Here is a 24,172-nt window from a genome sequence, read left to right as displayed (position 1 = left end):
CTTTAACTTTAAAATAAGATATTTATTTTAAGCATGTAAAATTGGCAAAAAGCAGGGTTTTGATAAACAAAACTCTGCTTTTCTTAATACTTTCTGCAAGTCTAACAATGTTAGACTTGCAGATATTTTATGGATGTTTAAATAACTTGAATATCGGTATCGATATACACTTTATAGTTGTTATCACCACTGAAAGTATACTCAGTATACGTATGATCACCTTTTGTCACAGAACCAGTAGCATTCCATTGGTATGAGCCAGCTCCGTTCATTGAGTCATTTAGGTTGCCTTTTTGGTTACCTAAGTGAACTGTATCATTTGAATCACCGGTAATATATAGAGATTTACTATTCGATAGCAGATCCTCATAAGTTACGCCTAATAAAGTTTGGTTTGTACCATCTAGAACGATTTCCTCTATTCCACTGATGTGATGTAAATTACCAACACTTGTAGGTGTTTTGAAGTTATCAGTAAAGGTTAGTACATCATGGCCGTTGCCTCCATCAATTCTGGCAGTTGATGAGATTACCGTTGAACCAACACTAATGTGATCATCACCATCACCTGCATTGATACGTGCAGAGCCTTGTAATTTACCATCAACGATAATTTCATCGTTACCAGCACCAAGATTAATCGGGCTTGAGCCACCTAAATAACCAGAGATATGAACTTTATCATTACCATTACCAAAGTTTACTTGAGTATTTCCTGATATATAACCACCTACATTTAGTACGTTATCACCATCGCCCATATTGACGAAGTTTTGTGAACCATCCATATTTTTGGTTACGGTTAATTTATCATCAGCAGAGCTGAAACGAGGAGCCACTGAGGTATCCTGTGACAAATCTACTTGACCAATGTGAGTGTTATATTCTGAAGCTTTGATACCATAATCTAAAGATAGATTTACACCAACGACATCAGTAACGGTAATATTCAACCCAGGATTACTTAACTCAGTAATTGAACTATCTGTAGCAATAGCTGATTTTAAATTACCTCTTTGAATATAGGCATCTACGGTATTATTTTGACCATTTGCAAGAGGATCAAACGTTATTGTAATACCATTAGAACGATTATTGTCATCGACAATAAAGGTTTGCTGAGAACCATTAATCGTCACAACCAGTGAATCTCCATTTTTAGCTGTGCTAGGAATGGTAATTGTAGTTGTGGCCTTATCAAATTGATTTAAATCGCCTTTATTAATCTTACCATCATTATCATCATTAATTACAACTGTTGGCGCATCAGGTGGCGTTAGATCTTTAACTGTATCACTGCCTTTTTCACCGGTGTTATCTGAATTATCAGTGTTTTTCGCCGTAACTTCAGAACCGTCTTTCACCGATTTTTCAGGGATAGTAATCACACCTGTTTCAGGGTCAATAGAGACACTGTCATTTGGATTATTATCGACCCATTTATTGGTGTTTGGATCTTTAGTAAAGGTTTCAGTATGTTCGTTACCGTCTTCATCCGTATAAGTTACGGTTGTTTTGTTCACATCCTTTTCAGGTGCAGGTGTGATGGTCACAGAGCCATCCGGTTGAGCAACAACCTCAGGTGCACTTGGTGGGGTGACATCTTTAACGGTATCACTGCCTTTTTCACCGGTGTTATCTGAATTATCAGTGTTTTTCGCCGTAACTTCAGAACCGTCTTTCACCGCTTTTTCAGGGATAGTAATCACACCTGTTTCAGGGTCAATAGAGACACTGTCATTTGGATTATTATCGACCCATTTATTGGTGTTTGGATCTTTAGTAAAGGTTTCAGTATGTTCGTTACCGTCTTCATCGGTATAAGTTACGGTTGTTTTGTTCACATCCTTTTCAGGTGCAGGTGTGATGGTCACAGAGCCATCCGGTTGAGCAACAACCTCAGGTGCACTTGGTGGGGTGACATCCTTAACGGTATCACTGCCTTTTTCACCGGTGTTATCTGAATTATCAGTGTTTTTCGCCGTAACTTCAGAACCGTCTTTCACCGCTTTTTCAGGGATAGTAATCACACCTGTTTCAGGGTCAATAGAGACACTGTCATTTGGATTATTATCGACCCATTTATTGGTATTTGGATCTTTAGTAAAGGTTTCAGTATGTTCGTTACCGTCTTCATCCGTATAAGTTACGGTTGTTTTGTTCACATCCTCTTCAGGTGCAGGTGTGATGGTCACAGAGCCATCCGGTTGAGCAACAACCTCAGGTGCACTTGGTGGGGTGACATCCTTAACGGTATCACTGCCTTTTTCACCGGTGTTATCTGAATTATCAGTGTTTTTCGCCGTAACTTCAGAACCGTCTTTCACCGCTTTTTCAGGGATAGTAATCACACCTGTTTCAGGGTCAATAGAGACACTGTCATTTGGATTATTATCGACCCATTTATTGGTATTTGGATCTTTAGTAAAGGTTTCAGTATGTTCGTTACCGTCTTCATCCGTATAAGTTACGGTTGTTTTGTTCACATCCTTTTCAGGTGCAGGTGTGATGGTCACAGAGCCATCCGGTTGAGCAACAACCTCAGGTGCACTTGGTGGGGTGACATCCTTAACGGTATCACTGCCTTTTTCACCGGTGTTATCTGAATTATCAGTGTTTTTCGCCGTAACTTCAGAACCGTCTTTCACCGCTTTTTCAGGGATAGTAATCACACCTGTTTCAGGGTCAATAGAGACACTGTCATTTGGATTATTATCGACCCATTTATTGGTGTTCGGATCTTTAGTAAAGGTTTCAGTATGTTCGTTACCGTCTTCATCGGTATAAGTTACGGTTGTTTTGTTCACATCCTTTTCAGGTGCAGGTGTGATGGTCACAGAGCCATCCTTTCAGGGATAGTAATCACACCTGTTTCAGGGTCAATAGAGACACTGTCATTTGGATTATTATCGACCCATTTATTGGTATTTGGATCTTTAGTAAAGGTTTCAGTATGTTCGTTACCGTCTTCATCCGTATAAGTTACGGTTGTTTTGTTCACATCCTCTTCAGGTGCAGGTGTGATGGTCACAGAGCCATCCGGTTGAGCAACAACCTCAGGTGCACTTGGTGGGGTGACATCCTTAACGGTATCACTGCCTTTTTCACCGGTGTTATCTGAATTATCAGTGTTTTTCGCCGTAACTTCAGAACCGTCTTTCACCGCTTTTTCAGGGATAGTAATCACACCTGTTTCAGGGTCAATAGAGACACTGTCATTTGGATTATTATCGACCCATTTATTGGTATTTGGATCTTTAGTAAAGGTTTCAGTATGTTCGTTACCGTCTTCATCCGTATAAGTTACGGTTGTTTTGTTCACATCCTTTTCAGGTGCAGGTGTGATGGTCACAGAGCCATCCGGTTGAGCAACAACCTCAGGTGCACTTGGTGGGGTGACATCCTTAACGGTATCACTGCCTTTTTCACCGGTGTTATCTGAATTATCAGTGTTTTTCGCCGTAACTTCAGAACCGTCTTTCACCGCTTTTTCAGGGATAGTAATCACACCTGTTTCAGGGTCAATAGAGACACTGTCATTTGGATTATTATCGACCCATTTATTGGTGTTCGGATCTTTAGTAAAGGTTTCAGTATGTTCGTTACCGTCTTCATCGGTATAAGTTACGGTTGTTTTGTTCACATCCTTTTCAGGTGCAGGTGTGATGGTCACAGAGCCATCCGGTTGAGCAACAACCTCAGGTGCACTTGGTGGGGTGACATCTTTAACGGTATCACTGCCTTTTTCACCGGTGTTATCTGAATTATCAGTGTTTTTCGCCGTAACTTCAGAACCGTCTTTCACCGCTTTTTCAGGGATAGTAATCACACCTGTTTCAGGGTCAATAGAGACACTGTCATTTGGATTATTATCGACCCATTTATTGGTGTTTGGATCTTTAGTAAAGGTTTCAGTATGTTCGTTACCGTCTTCATCGGTATAAGTTACGGTTGTTTTGTTCACATCCTTTTCAGGTGCAGGTGTGATGGTCACAGAGCCATCCGGTTGAGCAACAACCTCAGGTGCACTTGGTGGGGTGACATCTTTAACGGTATCACTGCCTTTTTCACCGGTGTTATCTGAATTATCAGTGTTTTTCGCCGTAACTTCAGAACCGTCTTTCACCGCTTTTTCAGGGATAGTAATCACACCTGTTTCAGGGTCAATAGAGACACTGTCATTTGGATTATTATCGACCCATTTATTGGTGTTTGGATCTTTAGTAAAGGTTTCAGTATGTTCGTTACCGTCTTCATCGGTATAAGTTACGGTTGTTTTGTTCACATCCTTTTCAGGTGCAGGTGTGATGGTCACAGAGCCATCCGGTTGAGCAACAACCTCAGGTGCACTTGGTGGGGTGACATCTTTAACGGTATCACTGCCTTTTTCACCGGTGTTATCTGAATTATCAGTGTTTTTCGCCGTAACTTCAGAACCGTCTTTCACCGCTTTTTCAGGGATAGTAATCACGCCTGTTTCAGGGTCAATAGAGACACTGTCATTTGGATTATTATCGACCCATTTATTGGTGTTCGGATCTTTAGTAAAGGTTTCAGTATGTTCGTTACCGTCTTCATCCGTATAAGTTACGGTTGTTTTGTTCACATCCTTTTCAGGTGCAGGTGTGATGGTCACAGAGCCATCCGGTTGAGCAACAACCTCAGGTGCACTTGGTGGGGTGACATCTTTAACGGTATCACTGCCTTTTTTACCGGTGTTATCTGAATTATCAGTGTTTTTCGCCGTAACTTCAGAACCGTCTTTCACCGCTTTTTCAGGGATAGTAATCACACCTGTTTCAGGGTCAATAGAGACACTGTCATTTGGATTATTATCGACCCATTTATTGGTGTTCGGATCTTTAGTAAAGGTTTCAGTATGTTCGTTACCGTCTTCATCGGTATAAGTTACGGTTGTTTTGTTCACATCCTTTTCAGGTGCAGGTGTGATGGTCACAGAGCCATCCGGTTGAGCAACAACCTCAGGTGCACTTGGTGGGGTGACATCTTTAACGGTATCACTGCCTTTTTCACCGGTGTTATCTGAATTATCAGTGTTTTTCGCCGTAACTTCAGAACCGTCTTTCACCGCTTTTTCAGGGATAGTAATCACACCTGTTTCAGGGTCAATAGAGACACTGTCATTTGGATTATTATCGACCCATTTATTGGTGTTTGGATCTTTAGTAAAGGTTTCAGTATGTTCGTTACCGTCTTCATCCGTATAAGTTACGGTTGTTTTGTTCACATCCTTTTCAGGTGCAGGTGTGATGGTCACAGAGCCATCCGGTTGAGCAACAACCTCAGGTGCACTTGGTGGGGTGACATCTTTAACGGTATCACTGCCTTTTTCACCGGTGTTATCTGAATTATCAGTATTTTTCGCCGTAACTTCAGAACCGTCTTTCACCGCTTTTTCAGGGATAGTAATCACACCTGTTTCAGGGTCAATAGAGACACTGTCATTTGGATTATTATCGACCCATTTATTGGTGTTTGGATCTTTAGTAAAGGTTTCAGTATGTTCGTTACCGTCTTCATCCGTATAAGTTATGGTTGTTTTGTTCACATCCTTTTCAGGTGCAGGTGTGATGGTCACAGAGCCATCCGGTTGAGCAACAACCTCAGGTGCACTTGGTGGGGTGACATCTTTAACGGTATCACTGCCTTTTTCACCGGTGTTATCTGAATTATCAGTGTTTTTCGCCGTAACTTCAGAACCGTCTTTCACCGCTTTTTCAGGGATAGTAATCACGCCTGTTTCAGGGTCAATAGAGACACTGTCATTTGGATTATTATCGACCCATTTATTGGTGTTCGGATCTTTAGTAAAGGTTTCAGTATGTTCGTTACCGTCTTCATCCGTATAAGTTACGGTTGTTTTGTTCACATCCTCTTCAGGTGCAGGCGTGATGGTCACAGAGCCATCCGGTTGAGCAACAACCTCAGGTGCACTTGGTGGGGTGACATCCGCATCTGCGTCAGCATCCGCATCAGCGTCTGCGTCTGCATCAGCGTCGGCGTCAGCATCCGCATCAGCGTCTGCGTCTGCGTCTGCATCAGCATCCGCATCAGCGTCTGCGTCTGCGTCTGCATCAGCATCAGCGTCTGCGTCTGCATCAGCGTCCGCATCTGCATCAGCGTCGGCGTCAGCATCTGCATCCGCGTCGGCATCAGCGTCAGCGTCAGCATCAGCATCAGCATCAGCATCCGCATCCGCATCCGCGTCGGCATCAGCATCGGCGTCAGCATCCGCATCTGCGTCGGCATCCGCATCAGCATCAGCGTCGGCGTCTGCATCAGCGTCGGCGTCAGCATCTGCGTCAGCATCAGCATCAGCATCTGCGTCAGCATCCGCATCAGCGTCTGCATCGGCATCAGCGTCCGCGTCCGCATCTGCATCAGCGTCAGCGTCAGCATCGGCATCGGCATCGGCATCCGCATCCGCGTCAGCATCGGCATCTGCGTCGGCATCCGAATCATCTGGATATACCATACCTTTACCTTCTGGACCTTCGTTGCCAGAATCATCAGTATTTTTTGCCGTCACATCAGAACCATCTTTAACGCCTTTTTCAGGAATAGTAATCACACCTGTTTCAGGGTCAATAGAAACACTATCACCTGGATTGTTATCAATCCATTTACCGGTTTCAGGATCTTTAGTGAAGATTTCAGTATGCTCGTTACCATCTTCATCGGTATAAGTTACGGTAGTTTTAGCCACATCACCTTCAGGTGCAGGTGTGATAGTCACAGAACCATCAGGTTGAGCAACAACTTCAGGTGCACTTGGTGGCGTGATATCTTTTGCGGTAGTTTTGGTCTCAGGGCCAACATTGCCAGAGTCATCAGTATTCGTGACGACAACATCAGAACCATCTTTAACGCCTTTTTCAGGAATAGTAATCACACCTGTTTCAGGGTCAATAGAGACACTATCACCTGGATTGTTATCAATCCATTTACCGGTTTCAGGATCTTTAGTGAAGATTTCAGTATGCTTGTTACCGTCTTCATCGGTATAAGTTACGGTAGTTTTAGTCACGTCACCTTCAGGTGCAGGTGTGATGGTCACTGAACCATCAGGTTGAGCAACAACTTCAGGTGCACTTGGTGGCGTGATATCTTTTGCGGTAGTTTTGGTCTCAGGCCCAACATTGCCAGAGTCATCAGTATTCGTGACGACAACATCAGAACCATCTTTAACACCTTTTTCAGGAATAGTAATCACACCTGTTTCAGGATCAATAGAAATACTATCGCCTGGATTGTTATCAATCCATTTACCGGTTTCAGGATCTTTAGTAAAGATTTCAGTATGCTTGTTACCGTCTTCATCGGTATAAGTTACGGTAGTTTTAGCCACATCACCTTCAGGTGCAGGTGTGATGGTTACTGAACCATCAGGTTGAGCAACAACTTCAGGTGCACTTGGTGGCGTGATATCTTTTGCGGTAGTTTTGGTCTCAGGGCCAACATTGCCAGAGTCATCAGTATTTGTGACGATAATATCTGAACCATCTTTAACACCTTTTTCAGGAATAGTAATCACACCTGTTTTAGGATCAATAGAGACACTATCACCTGGATTGTTATCAATCCATTTACCGGTTTCAGGATCTTTAGTAAAGATTTCAGTATGCTTGTTACCGTCTTCATCGGTATAAGTTACGGTAGTTTTAGCCACATCACCTTCAGGTGCAGGTGTGATGGTTACTGAACCATCAGGTTGAGCAACAACTTCAGGTGCACTTGGTGGCGTGATATCTTTTGCGGTAGTTTTGGTCTCAGGCCCAACATTGCCAGAGTCATCAGTATTTGTGACGATAATATCTGAACCATCTTTAACACTTTTTTCAGGAATAGTAATCACACCTGTTTTAGGATCAATAGAAACACTATCGCCTGGATTGTTATCAATCCATTTACCGGTTTCAGGATCTTTAGTGAAGATTTCAGTATGCTCGTTACCGTCTTCATCGGTATAAGTTACGGTAGTTTTAGTCACATCACCTTCAGGTGCAGGTGTGATGGTCACAGAACCATCAGGTTGAGCAACAACTTCAGGTGCACTTGGTGGCGTGATATCTTTTGCGGTAGTTTTGGTCTCAGGCCCAACATTGCCAGAGTCATCAGTATTTGTGACGATAATATCTGAACCATCTTTAACGCCTTTTTCAGGAATAGTAATCACACCTGTTTCAGGATCAATAGAAATACTATCGTCTGGATTATTATCAATCCATTTACCTGTTTTAGGATCTTTAGTAAAGATTTCAGTATGCTCGTTACCGTCTTCATCGGTATAAGTTACGGTAGTTTTAGCCACATCACCTTCAGGTGCAGGTGTGATGGTTACTGAACCATCAGGTTGAGCAATAACTTCAGGCGCACTTGGTGGTGTGGTATCTTTGCCACCATTACTTCCGCCTGAAGAAAGTGCAGCAATACCGCCAATTAAGGCTGCAGCACCTAATAACCACCAAGGGTTAAATGCCCAAAATGGATCTTGTAAAGCATTTCCACCCAATGCTTGTGGTGCAACGACTTCTTCGGCAAGAATACTGATCGCTTCAGAATTTAAGCCAGATTCTGGTACATAAACATACAAATTACCATCTTCATGTTGACCAATAATTAAGTTAGTTGCTTCTTCATTATCACGGTAATAATTTTCAATGATGATGTCTGGATTGGTATCACCATCTTCCAACATAATAATTAAATTATTATGTTCACGCTTTGTAATGATATTTTGTGGAGCTAAACCGGTAGAATCATCAATAAGTTGATAATTAACCTTATCTTGAGCTTGAATAACTAATTTATTTTCTTTTGAAATGGTGTAATTGCCCACTTCTTTTTTAGCATTTAATATCTTGACTGTTGTCGTCATAACGTTTCCTTATAAACTAATTAATTTTTACCGTATACCGCTATTTCAACACGACGGTTTGGTTGGTTACATGCAATACGTTGCTGACCAGCAGGATGTAAAGCAGCACAATTTGGAATGAGTAAGTCAGCTTGGCCATAACCGATAGCTTCAATCTTGGCATTGACACCTGTTTCTCTCAATAAGCGAGCAACAGATTCAGCTCGACGCTGAGAAAGTTTCTTATTGTATGCAGCAGAGCCTTGAGGATCTGTATAACCGCTAATTACGATGCGATTGATTTTATTCGCATCAAGCGCTTTAATTTGGGCTGCAAATTCGTGAACTTCTTGCTTAGCTTTAGGTAAAAGATCGTTATAGCCTGATTTATCAAATTTGAATAATGCGGAAGCAGATAAGTCTTTCGCTGCAATAACTGGCTCACAATCTTTATGTGTTACAACTCGAGATAAGGTGTTAGACACATATTTTAAGCCTTGCATCTCTTGTTCAGCCGTTTCTTTGCTTACTTTACTTAATACGGCTTTACCATTCGCATCAGCATTTACTCGAATATAAGCGATATCGTTAACAGGTAACGTATAACGAGCCCCATCAGTTCTATTCCCAAATTTAGTCGCAGAACTTACAGATGAGGTAAATAATTGTTTAGTTGCACAAACAGGAATAGAAGTAAATGAATGATCAAGTAAAGAAGCTTGATAATCACCATTTACATAAACATTAATAGCCTTCTTTTGAGATTCTGCTGGACGATAGAAAACAGCTAAAGCTTGATTTTCTTTTAATCCTTCAGTGCTAATTGGTTTATTACTGTAATTATTCCATGATTCAAGTGCACCATCAGGTCCACGAGAAGTACAAGCAGACACTGCTATAGCAATAGCAAGCATGGATAAAGATTTTTTCATTGATAGTAATCCTTTAATAGAGAATGAACAAAAGATCTGATAAAAGAGAAAATCACAGAACTTATGTGTTTTATCTTGATATATCAATCTGTTTATTTATGTTATTTTGTATAACATGTATGATTTTCTAAAAAAATCATATATGTATACGAGGAATTTTTGAGTTATTTTAGATTGTTTTTAGAATAATCTCCATCTTTGAAAAAGGTTATTTAGTATACAAAGAATGAGTTGACATAACAAATAAGTAACACGTTTTTACCGTATAATTTACATGAAATTACAACTCTTTACATAACTTTACATAACTTTACATAACTTTACATAAGCTTATATAAAATTTACAAATAACATTATGAAGAGCCGTGAAAGTTAGGTGATTAATTAAATTTGATGGATTATTGAGCTAAGATCGCCAATCAGCTCTCTTAACTCAATAAGATTAAAGGAAATCATTTAAAAACGTCTACTTTATTATCGGCAAGGATAAAGACAGGCCTATAAGCAAAAGATAGATTAGTAATATATTACTATTGAGTTACACTAAATGGCGAGATTCATTGATCTTTTCAACATCAAATCCTTTTTTATCGTCATAATGAACAACACTAATAGAGGCGTTAATGAGTGATACTGATTTATCTTCATCACGGTGATTTTTCCACGTTGCACCATTTAATAGAGCAAGCAATAAACGTAATGTATGTCCGTGAGAAACAATTAAGATATTTCCGTAATTGTGAACTTTGATGATATCGTCTAATGCTTTCATGGCTCGTTCAGCGAGTTGCTCATAGGTTTCACCGCGATTTGAAACAGCGTTGTAATTGGCGGGATCTTTGATAAGTTGCTGGAATTCTGGATGTTCTCTTAATGTATCGACAGGTTGTCCTTCCCAAGTACCAAAATACTGTTCATTTAAACCTTGGTGATGGAAAAGGGGAATATCACGTTCACCAATAATATGAGAGGCAGTTGCGATAGTACGTTTTAATACGCTGGAATAAGCGGCAACGAAAGGAATATGATTAAGTGCCACACCTGTTTTTTCCGCACCATTAACGCCTTCTTCAGTTAAAGGGGAATCGCCATGCCCTTGCATTAAACCTTCTGTATTCCAAACGGTTTTACCGTGGCGAATAAAATAAAAAGTCAGTTGTTTTTTCATTTTTCATGTCCATAAAAAAGATTAAGGAAGCCGAAACTTCCTTAATCATGATTTTAACGAGAATAATAACCTGCCATTGAACTATATACGGCATTTTCTGCTTGAATGATGTTGTATTTCGCATTCAAGATAGAAAGTTGAGCGTTTTTCTCTGTGTTTGCAGCGGTAAGCCATTCACGTAATTCCGATACACCTGCATTGTAGCGATCGCGGTAGTATTTGGTGATACGTTGGTTATAGTTGTATGTTTTTTGTAAGTTCGAAAAGGCGCTTTGTGCTTGGGTATAGGCGAAGTAGTTGGTATCTACATCATTCAAGGCTTTAGTGATGCTTTGCTCATAGTTCAAACGAGCAGTTTCATAATCAGCTTCAGAGATCTTCACGTTCCATTTTACGGTATTCCAGTTGAGGAAAGGAAGGTTAATTCCTAATACACCAGCTCCGATAGGATTATGCAGGGCATTGCCCACTTTATTACCACTTGATGTTAAGCTTCCGCCTAAAGTGACTTCAGGGAACCAGCCTTTTTCAGTTGCTTTCGCATTTTTGAATGCACTGCTTAAGCGATATTGATAGCCTTTCACATCAGGACGATTCGCAATCACAGAAACAGGTACATTTAAATTCACGCTCACATTTTTCACATTAAGAATGTGTGGGAAGGTGATATTTAATGCTTCTTCCGGTTTTAAGTTAAGTAAGTTACGTAACGTTTGTTCTGCTGTTTTACGTTGTGTTTGATAGTTGATCAAGTTGTTACGTGCGTTCAATACCGCTTGTTGTGCTTGATCTACACTGGCACTGTCCGCCACACCTTGTGATAAACGGCGTTGCATAATGCTGCTAATATCGTTGTAGTATTTAATGCTTTCTTGTGTGGTGTTGATCGCATCATTCAAGTAGGCAATTTGATAATAGGTTGTTACAACAGAGTTGATGAGTGATAGTTTTGTTGCTTCTAAATCTTCAGCTGTTGCTTTGTGTGACCATTCTGCGGCATCAGCAGTATCCGCTAAACGTTGCCATAAATCTAGCGTATAACTCACATTTAACGCACCTTTATGAGTGATAATTGAGTTGCCTCCAGTTTTAATATTTTTACTCGCAGAAGATTGGGTTGAACCGCTAAATGCCGGAATTAAATTCGCGCCTGCAAGGTTTGCATTATATAGAGCACGATTTACGGCAACAGACGCTTTGGCTAAATCTTTGTTATTTACTAATGCTTGTTCTACCACACGATTTAATTGTGAATCATTGTAAAGCACCCACCAGTTTTCTTTTACATTAAATTGTTTGGTGATTTCCGCATAATTTTGGTAATCCTGCTGGCTTGCTTTATAAGAATCGCCAATATTAGCACAACCTGCTAGAGCAGTTGCCATCGCGATTGCTAAGGTTAATTTTTTCATTTTTAACATGGATTTTTCCTTTCTTTTTCAATTAAAGTGCGGTCAAAAATTAGTGAGAATTTTAACCGCTCTTTTGTGTTTTACAAAATTTCTTTATTCTCGAGCAAGGGCTGTAATCGGATCTAATTGTGCCGCACGTTTTGCCGGCATATAACCGAAGATTACACCAATCAAGGTTGAGAAGACCACTGCGGCAACAATTGAGCCAGTTGAAAATGCCATCGTAAAGTTAGTCATAAATACGTTAAATAGCAGACCGATTAAACCCGAAAGCAGAATACCCGTCACGCCACCAATTAAACAAATCAGCACGGCTTCAATTAAAAATTGTTGCAGAATATTAAATTGTCTCGCGCCAATAGCCATGCGCACACCAATCTCTTTAGTTCGCTCTGTCACGGAAACCAACATAATATTCATCACCCCAATCCCACCAACGATCAATGAAATAAAGGCGATAGAAGAAATGAGTAATTTCATCGTGCCGGTTGTGCTTTCAATGGTTTGTTTAATGGTGTCGCTATTCATGATGAAGAAATCTTTTTTACCATGACGCATGGTGAGCAATTCAGTAATTCCTTTTTCAGCAACAGTCGTATTCACGGAATCATCTACTTTTACGGTAATCGAACCAATTTTTTTGCTGCCCGAAATACGATTCATCACGGTAGTGTAAGGGGCATAGAGATTAAGTGAACTGCTTGCTCCGCCCATTTGTTTATCAGATACCACGCCAATAATACGTAGTGGACGTTTATTAAACATCACGATTTTGCCGATAGGATTTTCATCAGGGAAAATCGACTTTTTCGCACTTTCATCGATTAAGGCTACTTGATTGTTATCAGCCACATCTTGAGCTGAAAATAAATTGCCTGATTTTAGTTTTAAACCATCAACATCAAAATATTGTTCGCCTACACCTTTTAAACTGGTCGAGGAGAAAGTCTGGTTACCATAAATTAATGTGCCACTTGATGAGCTATTTGGCGTGACGCTTTGTACATAGCTTTGTTGATTTAAAGCAGTGGCATCATTAATTGTAAGGTTCTGCATCTGTTCAGCACGACGATCGCCAAAGCCTGTACCATTAAAAATCGTTATGGTGCTCGTCCCAATTCCTCGAATATTTTCCAAGATTTTTTGCTGTGAACCATTTCCCAATGCCACGACGGAAACCACAGACGTAATCCCGATAATAATCCCTAGCATAGTTAAAAGAGAACGCATTTTGTGGGCAATAATAGCACTCACAGACATACGAAAGGCTTCAACAAATTGATCTTTGCTAAATCCAAAGTGCGGTTTAGATTTGGTTGGATTTTCGACCGCACTTTTTACTGTTTCTTTTTGCGTATCGCCAATGATTTGGCCGTCTTTAATTTCAATCACGCGATTCGCACTGGCGGCAATTTCTCGGTCGTGGGTTACCATAATAATAGTGTGGCCTTCTGCGTGTAATTGGCGCAGAATTTCCATCACATTTTGACCGCTTTGTGAATCCAATGCACCTGTGGGTTCATCGGCTAAAATAATTTCACCGCCATTCATCAGCGCACGCGCAATACTCACACGTTGTTGCTGACCGCCGGAAAGCTGGCTTGGTTTATTTTGCCATTTATCGCCTAAGCCCAATTTTTCTAAAAGTTGTTTCGCACGAGAAAGACGTTTTTCTTGCGACATTCCCGCATAAATAGCAGGTAAGGCGACGTTTTCTGCTGCGGTCAAACTTGACAATAAATTATAGCGTTGGAAAATAAAGCCGAATTTTTGGCTACGTAAATCTGACAGCTGATCTTTGCTTAATTCAATGGTTTCTTTACCATTGATTTTGTAAGAGCCACTGGTAGCTGTATCCAAGCACCCGATGATATTCATCAAGGTCGATTTACCGGAACCCGATTGCCCAATAATCGCGACGAAATCGCCTTTTTCTATATTTAAAGAGACATTCTTTAAAATATGAACACGATTTTCGCCTTCACCGAAGTAACGGTTGAGATCCTTAATTTCAATAATATTCATTAATTTTCTACCGCACTTTTAGAATATTCTTGGACCACGAGGCATAGAGCCAACTTGTTCACCATTCGCAACTTGCGACACGATGACTTTTTCACCTTCGTTTAAACCCGATTTGATTTCAGTTTTGAAATCATTTTGAACACCGATTTCAACTTCACGCGGTTCAGGTTGATTTTTATCATTCAATACATTGACAAAGCTTTTGCCATCACGTTTTTGAATAGCCATATTGGAAACTAATAACACATCTTTCGCGTTGGCAATTTTGATGTTGTTTTCTGTCGTCATTCCGATGCGTAAAGTACGATCAGGGTTATCAATCAAAACATTGGCGTAATAGTAGATCGCACTGGTCGTTGAGCTGCCACTTGAACTCGTAGAAGATGAGGTTGAAGAACTATCACTTGTCGTGGTATTGGCTGGATCAACAGAATCAATAACAGAGTGATACAGGGTTTGGCTATCCGATAAAATAGTAAAACTCACTTCTTGACCTGCTTTCACTTTGGTGATGTCGCCTTCTGAAATTTCAGGTTTAATCTTCATTTGGCTTAAATCAGCAATGGTGACAATTGTTGGCGTCGTTTGGTTGGCATTAACGGTTTGACCTTCTGAAACAGGCACAGAAATAACGGTACCGTCCATTGGAGCGGTGATTTTAGTGTAACCCACATTGGTTTCAGCGGTATTCACTTCAATTTCAGCTTGTTTGATATTAGCTTCAACAGCTTCCATTTCGGCTTTCGCATTATCAAGGGTGCTTTTTGCGGTATTCACACTATCCAAAGAGGTGGCTTTTTGCGTATAAAGTTTTGATAAGCGGTTATAGCTTGAAAGGGCAACATCGTAAGCGGTTTTCTTCGCTTTTAATTGTGCTTGATAGCTAACCAATGCCGCCTTTTTGGTATTTAAGGTATTAATTTGGGTTGTGGAATCAATATCTGCGATCATTTCGCCTTTTTTGATTTCTTGCCCTAACTTGACATAGAGTTTGGTGATTTTACCCGAAGCTTGGGCGCCGACATCAACTTTATTCACGCTTTCAATCGAACCAGAAGCGACAACTGTTTTTTCCACATTGCCACGGGTAACCGATTCAGTCAGGTAAGTCGTTTTTTGTTTGCTATTGCTAGAGAAAAAATAATAAGCTGTACCGGCAGCAATGAGTAATCCGAGTAAAATAAAAAAACGTTTTTTCATAAAACTTTATCATCCAAAATAAAAAAATGAACGATTGTTCAGTTTGCGTATTCTAAAGGTAAACTTTTCAGTTTGCACGAAAAATCTTCAAGTTAGACCGAAAAATCCTTAAAAATTCAATATTAATTTAATGAAAGTGCGGTTAGTTTTGGGATCAAATTCACATCGCCTGACTTTTCGTATAGAATGGGGAAATTATTTTCAATTTATTGAGAAATTTATGAGCAATACAGAACACACTCTAGAAAATGCGGAAAATACCCGCACACACAATTTCATTACTCAAATTATTGATGAAGATTTAGCCTCGGGTAAACACGAAAGTGTTCATACTCGTTTTCCGCCTGAGCCAAATGGCTATTTGCATATTGGCCATGCAAAATCAATTTGCTTAAACTTCGGTTTAGCAAAAGAATATAATGGTTTATGTAACCTACGTTTTGATGATACTAACCCCGTAAAAGAAGACGTGGAATATGTAGATTCCATTAAAGCCGATGTGGAATGGTTAGGCTTTAAATGGGAAGGCGAACCGCGTTATGCATCTGATTACTTCGATGCACTTTATGGCTATGCCATTGAGTTAATCGAAAAAGGTTTAGCGTATGTGGATGAACTTTCTCCAGATGAAATGCGTGAGTATCGTGGTACTTTAACCGAGCCGGGCAAAAACAGTCCATATCGTGATCGTAGCGTAGAAGAAAATCTCGCGTTGTTCGAAAGAATGAAAAACGGTGAGTTTGCGGAAGGTACATTAAGTCTTCGTGCGAAAATTGACATGGCTTCACCATTTATGGTCATGCGTGATCCCGTGCTTTATCGTATTAAATTTGCGAGCCATCACCAAACCGGTGACAAATGGTGCATTTACCCAATGTATGATTTCACTCATTGTATCTCTGATGCGATTGAGCGTATTACACACTCTCTATGTACATTAGAATTCCAAGACAACCGTCGTTTATATGACTGGGTATTGGATAATATTAGTATTGAACGTCCGTTGCCACATCAATATGAATTCTCACGTTTGAATTTAGAAGGCACGTTAACGTCTAAACGTAAATTATTGAAATTAGTGAATGAAGGCATTGTGGATGGTTGGAACGATCCACGTATGCCAACGATTTCTGGTTTACGCCGTCGCGGTTATACACCGGCTTCGTTACGTGAATTCTGTCGTCGTATTGGTGTGACTAAACAAGATAACGTGGTGGAATATTCTGCGCTTGAAGCCTGCATTCGTGAAGATTTAAACGAAAATGCACCACGCGCAATGGCAGTGATTGATCCTGTTCGCGTAGTGATTGAAAACTTTGAAGGCGAAGAAACCTTAACGGCGCCAAATCACCCGAATCGTCCTGAATTAGGTGAGCGTCAATTACCGTTTACGAAAGAGCTTTATATCGATCGTGCAGATTTCCGTGAAGAAGCGAACAAACAATATAAGCGCTTAGTATTAGGTAAAGAAGTACGTTTACGTAATGCTTATGTAATTAAAGCTGAACGTGTCGAAAAAGATGCAAATGGTGAAATCACTACAATCTTCTGTACTTACGATCCCGAAACGTTAGGTAAGAATCCAGCAGATGGACGCAAAGTAAAAGGGGTAATTCACTGGGTATCTGCAGTGCATAATCATCCTGCGGAGTTCCGTTTATATGAACGCCTCTTCACCGTACCAAACCCTGGTGCAGAAGAAGAAATCGAAAGCGTGTTAAATCCAACCTCTTTAGTGGTAAAACATGGTTTTGTAGAACAAAGCCTCGCAAATGCGGAACCAGAAAAAGGTTACCAATTTGAACGTGAAGGTTATTTCTGTGCAGATAGTAAAGATAGCCGTCCTGAACATTTGGTATTTAACTTAACAGTAAGCTTAAAAGAAGGCTTCTAATTCTAAACAACAAAGTGCGGTCAAAAATCACGTAAATTTTGACCGCACTTTTTTATTGGTTTCACTATGCAATTTGAATCTCATTTTTGGCAAAAAAAATCGCTCCTTGAAATGACGGAATCCGAATGGGAAGCCTTATGTGATGGCTGCGGAAAATGCTGTTATCGAAAATACATTCAAGGGAGAGGCAAGCGTGAAAAACTCTATTACACACGTATTGCTTGCAATCTATTAGATGTAGAAACTGGAAAGTGTCGTAATTATCCTGAACGTTTCAAGATTGAGAGTGATTGTACGAAATTAACCAAAAAGAATTTGCCTGATTTTGGTTGGCTGCCGAATACCTGTGCGTATCGTTTATTGTATGAGGAGAAACCTTTGCCCGAATGGCATCCCTTAATCAGTGGCGATCCTGACTCTGTGAAAAAAGCAGGCATTTTAATTCAAGATGGTGTACACGAAGAAGATGTAATTGATTGGTTTGAATTTGTGACTGAAACTGAATAAATTTTCACTAATAGACTTTTTGAAATTTGTTTTTTGATGTAGGTCACAATTTGCAATGTTGGTAATTGTATTTCAATTGCACTTACTTATAATACTTAGTAAGTATTATGTAGAAGTATTATTCGTTGTATGCAAATGTCCTTATCATTCAAACAATCTGCTAAACATCTTGGCATTTCGTTTTCCCATTATGATATTGATGGGCATTTGATTGATGCATCGCCAACCAGTATTGATTATTTTATCGAGCAGTTGCAATTTCCGCCGAATATTGGACAAAATCAGCCGTTCCAAGATGTTATATGTGCCTTTGAAAACGAGCCCATTCATGATGATTTAACCGCGTTTTCTTCTCCTCCCGATGCTTCTTTGCGTTATCAATTGCTCGACAAGCAAAACCAAATTCAGTTTGAAAAAACAATGCCATATTCAACCGCACTTTCATTGCCTGCTTTGCCTTTTAGCTATTATCGTTTAATGCTTTTTGTCGCTCAACAAATGAGAAAATGCAATCGGTTGTAAATTAATTAAGCTTCTAAAGCATAAAGGAGTATGTTATGACGAAACTAGTCGCGCAATCAGTAATTAATTCATTGTTTGATGGCAAACATGCCGATCCTTTTGCTGTATTAGGAATGCATGAGACCTACAATGGTATTGAGATCCGTACTTTATTACCGGATGCAGATAAAGTAGAAGTGATTGATAAAGAAAGTCAATCCATCATTGTCGCTCTCGAAAAAGTGGATGACCGTGGATTTTTTACTGCGATTATGCCAGAGATTCGTCATTTCTTTGCCTACCAATTAAAAGTGTATTGGGGCGCAGAAGCCCAAATTATTGAAGATCCATATCGCTTCTATCCGATGATGAATGATTTAGACCAATGGCTATTAGCAGAAGGTTCATTATTACGTCCCTATGACGTATTAGGTGCACATTTCTCCGAATGTGATGGTGTGCCAGGCGTGAATTTCCGTGTATGGGCACCGAATGCGAAACGCGTTTCATTGGTAGGTGATTTCAACTATTGGGACGGTCGCCGTCATCCAATGCGTTTCCATCCTGCAAGTGGAGTGTGGGAATTATTCTTACCAAAAGCTAGCCTTGGTCAACGCTATAAATTTGAATTGATTGATTGCAATGGCAACCTTCGTTTGAAAGCCGATCCTTATGCATTCAGATCGGAATTACGTCCTGATACCGCATCAGAAATCAGTATGTTACCGGATGTAGTCGAAATGACGGAGCAACGTCGTAAAGCGAACCAACGTAATCAACCTATTTCGATTTATGAAGTGCATTTGGGATCATGGCGACGTAATTTAGAGAATAATTTCTGGCTTGATTATGACCAAATTGCTGATGAACTCATTCCTTATGTCAAACATATGGGCTTTACTCATATTGAGTTTTTACCGCTCTCCGAATTTCCATTCGATGGCTCTTGGGGCTACGAACCGATAGGCTTGTATTCTCCAACCAGCCGTTTCGGTACGCCAGAAGCTTTTAAACGTTTAGTCGAAAAAGCACATAAAGCAGGCATTAATGTCATTTTAGATTGGGTGCCAGGACATTTCCCAAGTGATACACATGGTTTAGTGGCATTCGATGGCTCGGCATTATATGAATATGTAGATCCACGAGAAGGCTATCACCAAGACTGGAATACTTTGATTTACAACTATGGTCGTAATGAAGTGAAAAACTTCTTATCCAGCAATGCTCTGTATTGGCTTGAACGATTTGGTGTAGACGGTATCCGTGTAGATGCAGTAGCATCGATGATTTACCGTGATTATAGTCGTGCTGAAGGCGAATGGATCCCGAATCAATATGGAGGGCGTGAAAATTTAGAAGCGATTGAGTTCTTAAAACATACCAATTGGAAAATTCATTCTGAGGTGCCTGGCGCTATTTCCATTGCTGAAGAATCGACTTCTTTCGGTGGCGTAACCCATCCGACAGAAAACGGTGGTCTTGGGTTTAATTTTAAATGGAATATGGGCTGGATGAATGACACCTTAAGTTATATGAAACTCGATCCAGTTTATCGTCGTTACCATCACGACAAAATGACCTTCGGGATGATTTATCAATACAGCGAAAACTTTGTATTACCGCTTTCTCACGATGAAGTTGTACACGGCAAATGTTCGTTACTCGGTAAAATGCCGGGTGATACATGGCAAAAATTCGCGAATTTACGTGCCTATTATGGTTATATGTGGGGCTATCCAGGCAAGAAATTATTATTCATGGGCAATGAATTTGCTCAAGGTCGCGAATGGAATTATGAAGAAAGTTTAGATTGGTTTTTGCTTGACGAAAACCATGGTGGCCTATGGCATAAAGGCGTATTGCAATTAGTCAAAGATTTGAACGGAATTTATCAAAAAAATGCACCGCTCTTTGAACTAGACGGTGAGCCGGAAGGCTTTGATTGGTTAGTGGTAGATGATGCGGAAAATTCAGTTTTTGCTTTTGAACGTAAAAGTAGTAATGGCGAACGCATTATTGTGATCAGCAACTTCACCCCAGTACCACGTGAAGGCTATCGTATCGGTGTGAATGCCTCGGGTGAATACGAGGAAATTTTGAATACTGACTCAATGTATTATCAAGGTTCAAATGTAGGTAATTTCGGTTCAGTGAAAAGCGAAGTGATCGCCAGTCACGGACGTGATAATTCGATTAGCGTGACCATTCCGCCACTCGCAACAATCTATTTAAAATATAAAGCATAACAATAGCGAAGAACACGATGTTTAGTATTTATAACAATGGAAAACCTTCCCCAATGGGATATTCGCAAACGCTGGAAAATGGACTAAAAATTTCGAATTTTGCACTTTTTTCTAGTGCGGCGGATGCTATTGAACTTTGCTTGTTCCGTGATGGCAAAGAAAGCCGTTTTGCTATGAGCAGAACCGATGATATTTGGCATGTGGCAATTGAAGGCGTTGAGTTAAATGATGAGTATGCTTTTAGAATCACAGGCAAAAATGACCGCACTTTAGCCAATCCGCAAAAGTTAATGCTTGATCCTTATGCGAAAGCGGTCACTCATAAACCAGATTTGAGTTCATCAGAAGCCCGCTCAATTTTCTTGTTAAATGATGAACGAGATAATGCATCAGTTGCGCCTAAAGGTCGTATTATGGATGAACGTTTTGATTGGTCAGGGGATTGTAAGCCGTCTATTCCTTGGGCTCAAACCATTGTTTATGAACTGAATATCAAAGGATTTAGCCAATTAAATTCCCGTATTCCAGAAAATATCCGGGGTACTTATGCAGCGTTAGCACACCTAGAAAATATTGCGTATTTTAAATCATTGGGTATTACTAGCCTTGAATTGCTTCCAGTGAATTTCTTTATTGATGAACCGCATTTGCAAGAAAAAGGATTACGTAATTATTGGGGTTACAATCCACTAGCTATGTTTGCTTTAGAACCAAGTTATGCCGCTGATCAAAAACAGCCTTTAAATGAGTTTAAGAGCATGATCAAAACCTTGCATCAAGCGGGCATTGAAGTGATTTTAGATGTCGTATTTAACCATACGGCTGAATCCGAAAAATCATTTCCTACATTTTGTCAGCGTGGTATTGATGATGAAACCTATTACTGGCAAAACGAGCATGGAGGCTACCTCAACTGGACGGGATGCGGCAATATGCTCAATCTTGCTAATGATGTTACTCGCAAATGGGTATTAGATTGTTTACGTTACTGGGTAACAGAATGCCATGTAGATGGTTTCCGTTTTGATTTAGCCACAGTGTTGGGGCGTGAAACGCCTGATTTCAATCCGAATGCAAAATTGTTTGCAGAAATGGAACAGGATGACGTTCTACAAAAAATTAAATTAATTGCAGAACCTTGGGATATAGGCCATTACGGTTATCAAGTAGGGTATTTCCCCGCTTATTTCTCTCAATGGAATGATCGTTTCCGTGATGATATGTGCCGTTTTTGGCTATGGCAAAGTGGTGAGGTAGGCGCCTTTGCTGAGCGTTTTGCTGGCTCTAGCGATATCTTTAATCGCGAAGGTCGATTACCGCATGGTAGCCTGAATTTTATTACAGCCCATGATGGTTTTACGTTGAGAGATTTAGTGAGCTATAACCATAAACACAATAAAGCCAATGGTGAAGAGAATCGTGACGGACGGAATGAAAATTACAGCTACAATCATGGCATTGAAGATTCTCAATTAGATTTAGCTGATGAATGGCAAAGTGCGGTTGAAAAACGTCGTGTTTTATCGGAAAAAGGTTTATTAGGCTCTTTATTACTGGCAAATGGTGTACCCATGCTACTTGCCGGAGATGAGTTCGGCAACAGCCAATATGGCAATAACAATGCCTATTGCCAGGATAACGAAATTACTTGGTTAAAGTGGGATGATTTTAACCAAACCTTATTTGACTTCACCAAGCAAACGATTGCATTGCGAAAAAAAATTAAAAGTTTGCAACAGGAGGCTTGGTGGTCGGATGAAAATGTCGTGTGGTTGAATACTGGGGGAAACCCGATGACCCTAGACGATTGGCATAATCGGGAAAGCAAAGCTCTACAAATCATGTTGGACGGCAAGTATCTTTTCTTAATTAATGCAAAAACTGAACCGCAATCTTTTTATTTTCCAAGTGGTAAATGGAAAAAGATTGCCGAAACTGAAAATAGCGTGATTCAACAATGTGATGTGAGCGGTATAGCATTTGAAGTGTTGGAACATATGGATGATGAAAACGATGGAGTTTGTTATGAAAAGTGATCTTAATAAATATGAATTAGTTAAAGATACTTTAGTGCTTATTTTGGCTGGTGGTCGTGGTTCCCGTTTACATGAATTAACCGATAAACGTGCTAAACCTGCGTTATATTTTGGCGGTAATCGTCGCATTATTGATTTTGCGCTTTCCAACTGTATTAACTCAGGTCTGAATCGCATTGGTGTCGTGACCCAGTATGCCGCTCACTCCTTATTACGTCATTTACAAACTGGCTGGTCATTTTTACCGCAAGAGCGTGGTGAATTCGTTGATATGCTACCTGCTCGTCAACAAATTGATGATTCAACTTGGTACCGTGGTACAGCGGATGCGGTTTATCAAAATATGGCGATTATTCGCAATCACTACCGCCCAAAATATATTTTAATTCTTGCTGGTGATCATATCTATAAACAAGATTACAGCGTGATGTTAATGGATCACGTGAAAAGCGGTGCAAAATGTACGGTGGGTTGTATTGAAGTGCCTCGTTCTGAAGCCAGTGAATTTGGCGTCATGGCAGTAAACGAAAATCTTAAAGTGAAAGCCTTCGTTGAAAAACCGAAAGATCCTCCTGCGATGGTTGGTAAACCAGATACTTCATTAGCGTCTATGGGTATTTATGTCTTTGATGCTGAATATCTTTATAAAATGCTAGATAGAGAAGTGAATACACCTTGTACATCACATGACTTTGGTAAAGATGTGTTACCAAAATGCTTAGAAGAAGGTGTGCTTTATGCGCATCCATTCAGCCGTTCTTGTATGGGACGTAACACTGAAGGCGAAATTTACTGGCGTGATGTAGGTACGCTTGATAGCTTCTGGCAATCTAATATCGACTTAGTTTCAGAAAATCCACAATTAGATATTTACGATCAAAGCTGGCCAATTCGTGGTAATCCAGTACAAGCTTATCCATCTAAATTCTTCTATAAAAATGTGAATGTCAAACCGGTGGATAACTCGCTTATCGGTGGTGGCTGTGTCATTACTGATGCATCTATTAGTAATTCTGTGTTGTTTGATAGAATCAAAATTGATGAAGGATCTTCTGTTGATCACTGTGTTGTGTTACCACAAGTACAAATTGGTAAAAATTGTACGTTGAAAGATTGTATTATTGATCGCCATTGTATTATTCCAGATAGCATGGAAATTGGTGTGGATAAAGCCCTAGATAGTAAACGTTTCCGTGTAAGTTCTACCGGTAAGGTTGTACTTGTTACATCAGCAATGTTGAAAAAATTGCAAGGCGAAGAAGTCACTAATGAAGAACATTTGGACTAAAGTGCGGTTAATTTTGACAGTATTTTATTGAATTAAATTAAAAAGATTGTGCTGTTATCAATGACAGCACAATTTTAACTATAAA

13 protein-coding genes are annotated in these 24,172 nt (G+C 40.0%); 6 read left to right on the top strand and 7 right to left on the bottom strand.

The genetic code is table 11. From position 1 onward, the window contains the following. Positions 1 to 137 precede the first annotated feature (137 nt). The 7 genes from EL215_RS08725 to EL215_RS08695 form a co-directional block, all read right to left on the bottom strand. The gene (locus EL215_RS08725) at positions 138 to 2,837 is read right to left on the bottom strand and encodes a hypothetical protein (RefSeq protein WP_126471557.1); all 2,700 of its coding nucleotides are present in this window, start codon (positions 2,835 to 2,837) and stop codon (positions 138 to 140) included. Then, positions 2,834 to 8,899, bottom strand: a complete 6,066-nt coding sequence (locus EL215_RS10340) for a hypothetical protein (protein ID WP_197721745.1) — start codon at positions 8,897 to 8,899, stop codon at positions 2,834 to 2,836. Before EL215_RS10340 ends, EL215_RS08725 begins: the two co-directional genes overlap by 4 nt. A gap of 20 nt (positions 8,900 to 8,919) precedes the next feature. Then, complete coding sequence (locus tag EL215_RS08715) at positions 8,920 to 9,810, bottom strand: OmpA family protein (protein ID WP_126471555.1); 891 nt, start codon at positions 9,808 to 9,810, stop codon at positions 8,920 to 8,922. A 538-nt stretch (positions 9,811 to 10,348) separates the two neighbouring features. Next, entirely contained in the window at positions 10,349 to 10,978 is a 630-nt protein-coding gene (locus EL215_RS08710) for a histidine phosphatase family protein (protein ID WP_049355658.1), read from the bottom strand. Positions 10,979 to 11,031: 53 nt separating this feature from the next. Continuing rightward, positions 11,032 to 12,399, bottom strand: coding sequence for a toxin/drug exporter TdeA (gene tdeA / locus EL215_RS08705; protein WP_126471553.1), 1,368 nt, complete (start codon positions 12,397 to 12,399; stop codon positions 11,032 to 11,034). Positions 12,400 to 12,483: 84 nt separating this feature from the next. Then, complete coding sequence (locus EL215_RS08700) at positions 12,484 to 14,415, bottom strand: MacB family efflux pump subunit (RefSeq protein ID WP_126471551.1); 1,932 nt, start codon at positions 14,413 to 14,415, stop codon at positions 12,484 to 12,486. Between the two features lie 18 nt (positions 14,416 to 14,433). Further along, on the bottom strand, positions 14,434 to 15,615 hold the full coding sequence (locus EL215_RS08695) for an efflux RND transporter periplasmic adaptor subunit (RefSeq protein WP_126471549.1): 1,182 nt from the start codon (positions 15,613 to 15,615) through the stop codon (positions 14,434 to 14,436). Between the two features lie 220 nt (positions 15,616 to 15,835). Between EL215_RS08695 and glnS the strand changes: the two genes are divergently transcribed. The 6 genes from glnS (at position 15,836) to glgC (ending at position 24,087) form a co-directional block, all read left to right on the top strand. Continuing rightward, complete coding sequence (gene glnS, locus EL215_RS08690; protein WP_126471547.1) at positions 15,836 to 17,509, top strand: glutamine--tRNA ligase; 1,674 nt, start codon at positions 15,836 to 15,838, stop codon at positions 17,507 to 17,509. A gap of 66 nt (positions 17,510 to 17,575) precedes the next feature. Beyond that, positions 17,576 to 18,016, top strand: a complete 441-nt coding sequence (locus EL215_RS08685) for a YcgN family cysteine cluster protein (RefSeq protein WP_049355663.1) — start codon at positions 17,576 to 17,578, stop codon at positions 18,014 to 18,016. A gap of 129 nt (positions 18,017 to 18,145) precedes the next feature. After that, positions 18,146 to 18,538 carry a 4-alpha-glucanotransferase gene (locus EL215_RS08680; protein WP_126471545.1) on the top strand — a complete coding sequence of 131 codons (393 nt, stop codon included), beginning with the start codon at positions 18,146 to 18,148 and terminating at the stop codon, positions 18,536 to 18,538. A 35-nt stretch (positions 18,539 to 18,573) separates the two neighbouring features. Beyond that, positions 18,574 to 20,763 (top strand): 1,4-alpha-glucan branching protein GlgB, encoded by a 2,190-nt coding sequence (gene glgB, locus EL215_RS08675; RefSeq protein WP_126471543.1) that lies wholly within the window; start codon positions 18,574 to 18,576, stop codon positions 20,761 to 20,763. 17 nt (positions 20,764 to 20,780) lie between these two features. After that, the gene (glgX, locus tag EL215_RS08670) at positions 20,781 to 22,799 is read left to right on the top strand and encodes a glycogen debranching protein GlgX (protein WP_126471541.1); all 2,019 of its coding nucleotides are present in this window, start codon (positions 20,781 to 20,783) and stop codon (positions 22,797 to 22,799) included. Then, positions 22,789 to 24,087, top strand: coding sequence for a glucose-1-phosphate adenylyltransferase (gene glgC, locus EL215_RS08665; RefSeq protein WP_126471539.1), 1,299 nt, complete (start codon positions 22,789 to 22,791; stop codon positions 24,085 to 24,087). Before glgX ends, glgC begins: the two co-directional genes overlap by 11 nt. Positions 24,088 to 24,172: the final 85 nt, after the last annotated feature.

Origin of the sequence: Haemophilus parainfluenzae (genome assembly GCF_900638025.1) — a bacterium.
In the GTDB taxonomy this organism is placed as follows: domain Bacteria; phylum Pseudomonadota; class Gammaproteobacteria; order Enterobacterales; family Pasteurellaceae; genus Haemophilus_D; species Haemophilus_D parainfluenzae_J.
Note: the sequence above shows the minus strand (reverse complement) of the source record. Positions and strands in the feature narration are given on the sequence as shown.

Bases quoted from the DNA above. Each gene is read 5' to 3' on its own strand.
- EL215_RS08685 (WP_049355663.1), top strand. From the start codon at position 17,576: ATGCAATTTGAATCTCATTTTTGGCAAAAAAAATCGCTCCTTGAAATG.
- EL215_RS08715 (WP_126471555.1), bottom strand. From the start codon at position 9,810: ATGAAAAAATCTTTATCCATGCTTGCTATTGCTATAGCAGTGTCTGCT.
- EL215_RS10340 (WP_197721745.1), bottom strand. From the start codon at position 8,899: ATGACGACAACAGTCAAGATATTAAATGCTAAAAAAGAAGTGGGCAAT.
- glgC (WP_126471539.1), top strand. From the start codon at position 22,789: ATGAAAAGTGATCTTAATAAATATGAATTAGTTAAAGATACTTTAGTG.
- tdeA (WP_126471553.1), bottom strand. From the start codon at position 12,399: ATGTTAAAAATGAAAAAATTAACCTTAGCAATCGCGATGGCAACTGCT.
- EL215_RS08700 (WP_126471551.1), bottom strand. From the start codon at position 14,415: ATGAATATTATTGAAATTAAGGATCTCAACCGTTACTTCGGTGAAGGC.
- EL215_RS08695 (WP_126471549.1), bottom strand. From the start codon at position 15,615: ATGAAAAAACGTTTTTTTATTTTACTCGGATTACTCATTGCTGCCGGT.
- EL215_RS08680 (WP_126471545.1), top strand. From the start codon at position 18,146: ATGCAAATGTCCTTATCATTCAAACAATCTGCTAAACATCTTGGCATT.
- EL215_RS08710 (WP_049355658.1), bottom strand. From the start codon at position 10,978: ATGAAAAAACAACTGACTTTTTATTTTATTCGCCACGGTAAAACCGTT.
- glgX (WP_126471541.1), top strand. From the start codon at position 20,781: ATGTTTAGTATTTATAACAATGGAAAACCTTCCCCAATGGGATATTCG.
- glgB (WP_126471543.1), top strand. From the start codon at position 18,574: ATGACGAAACTAGTCGCGCAATCAGTAATTAATTCATTGTTTGATGGC.
- glnS (WP_126471547.1), top strand. From the start codon at position 15,836: ATGAGCAATACAGAACACACTCTAGAAAATGCGGAAAATACCCGCACA.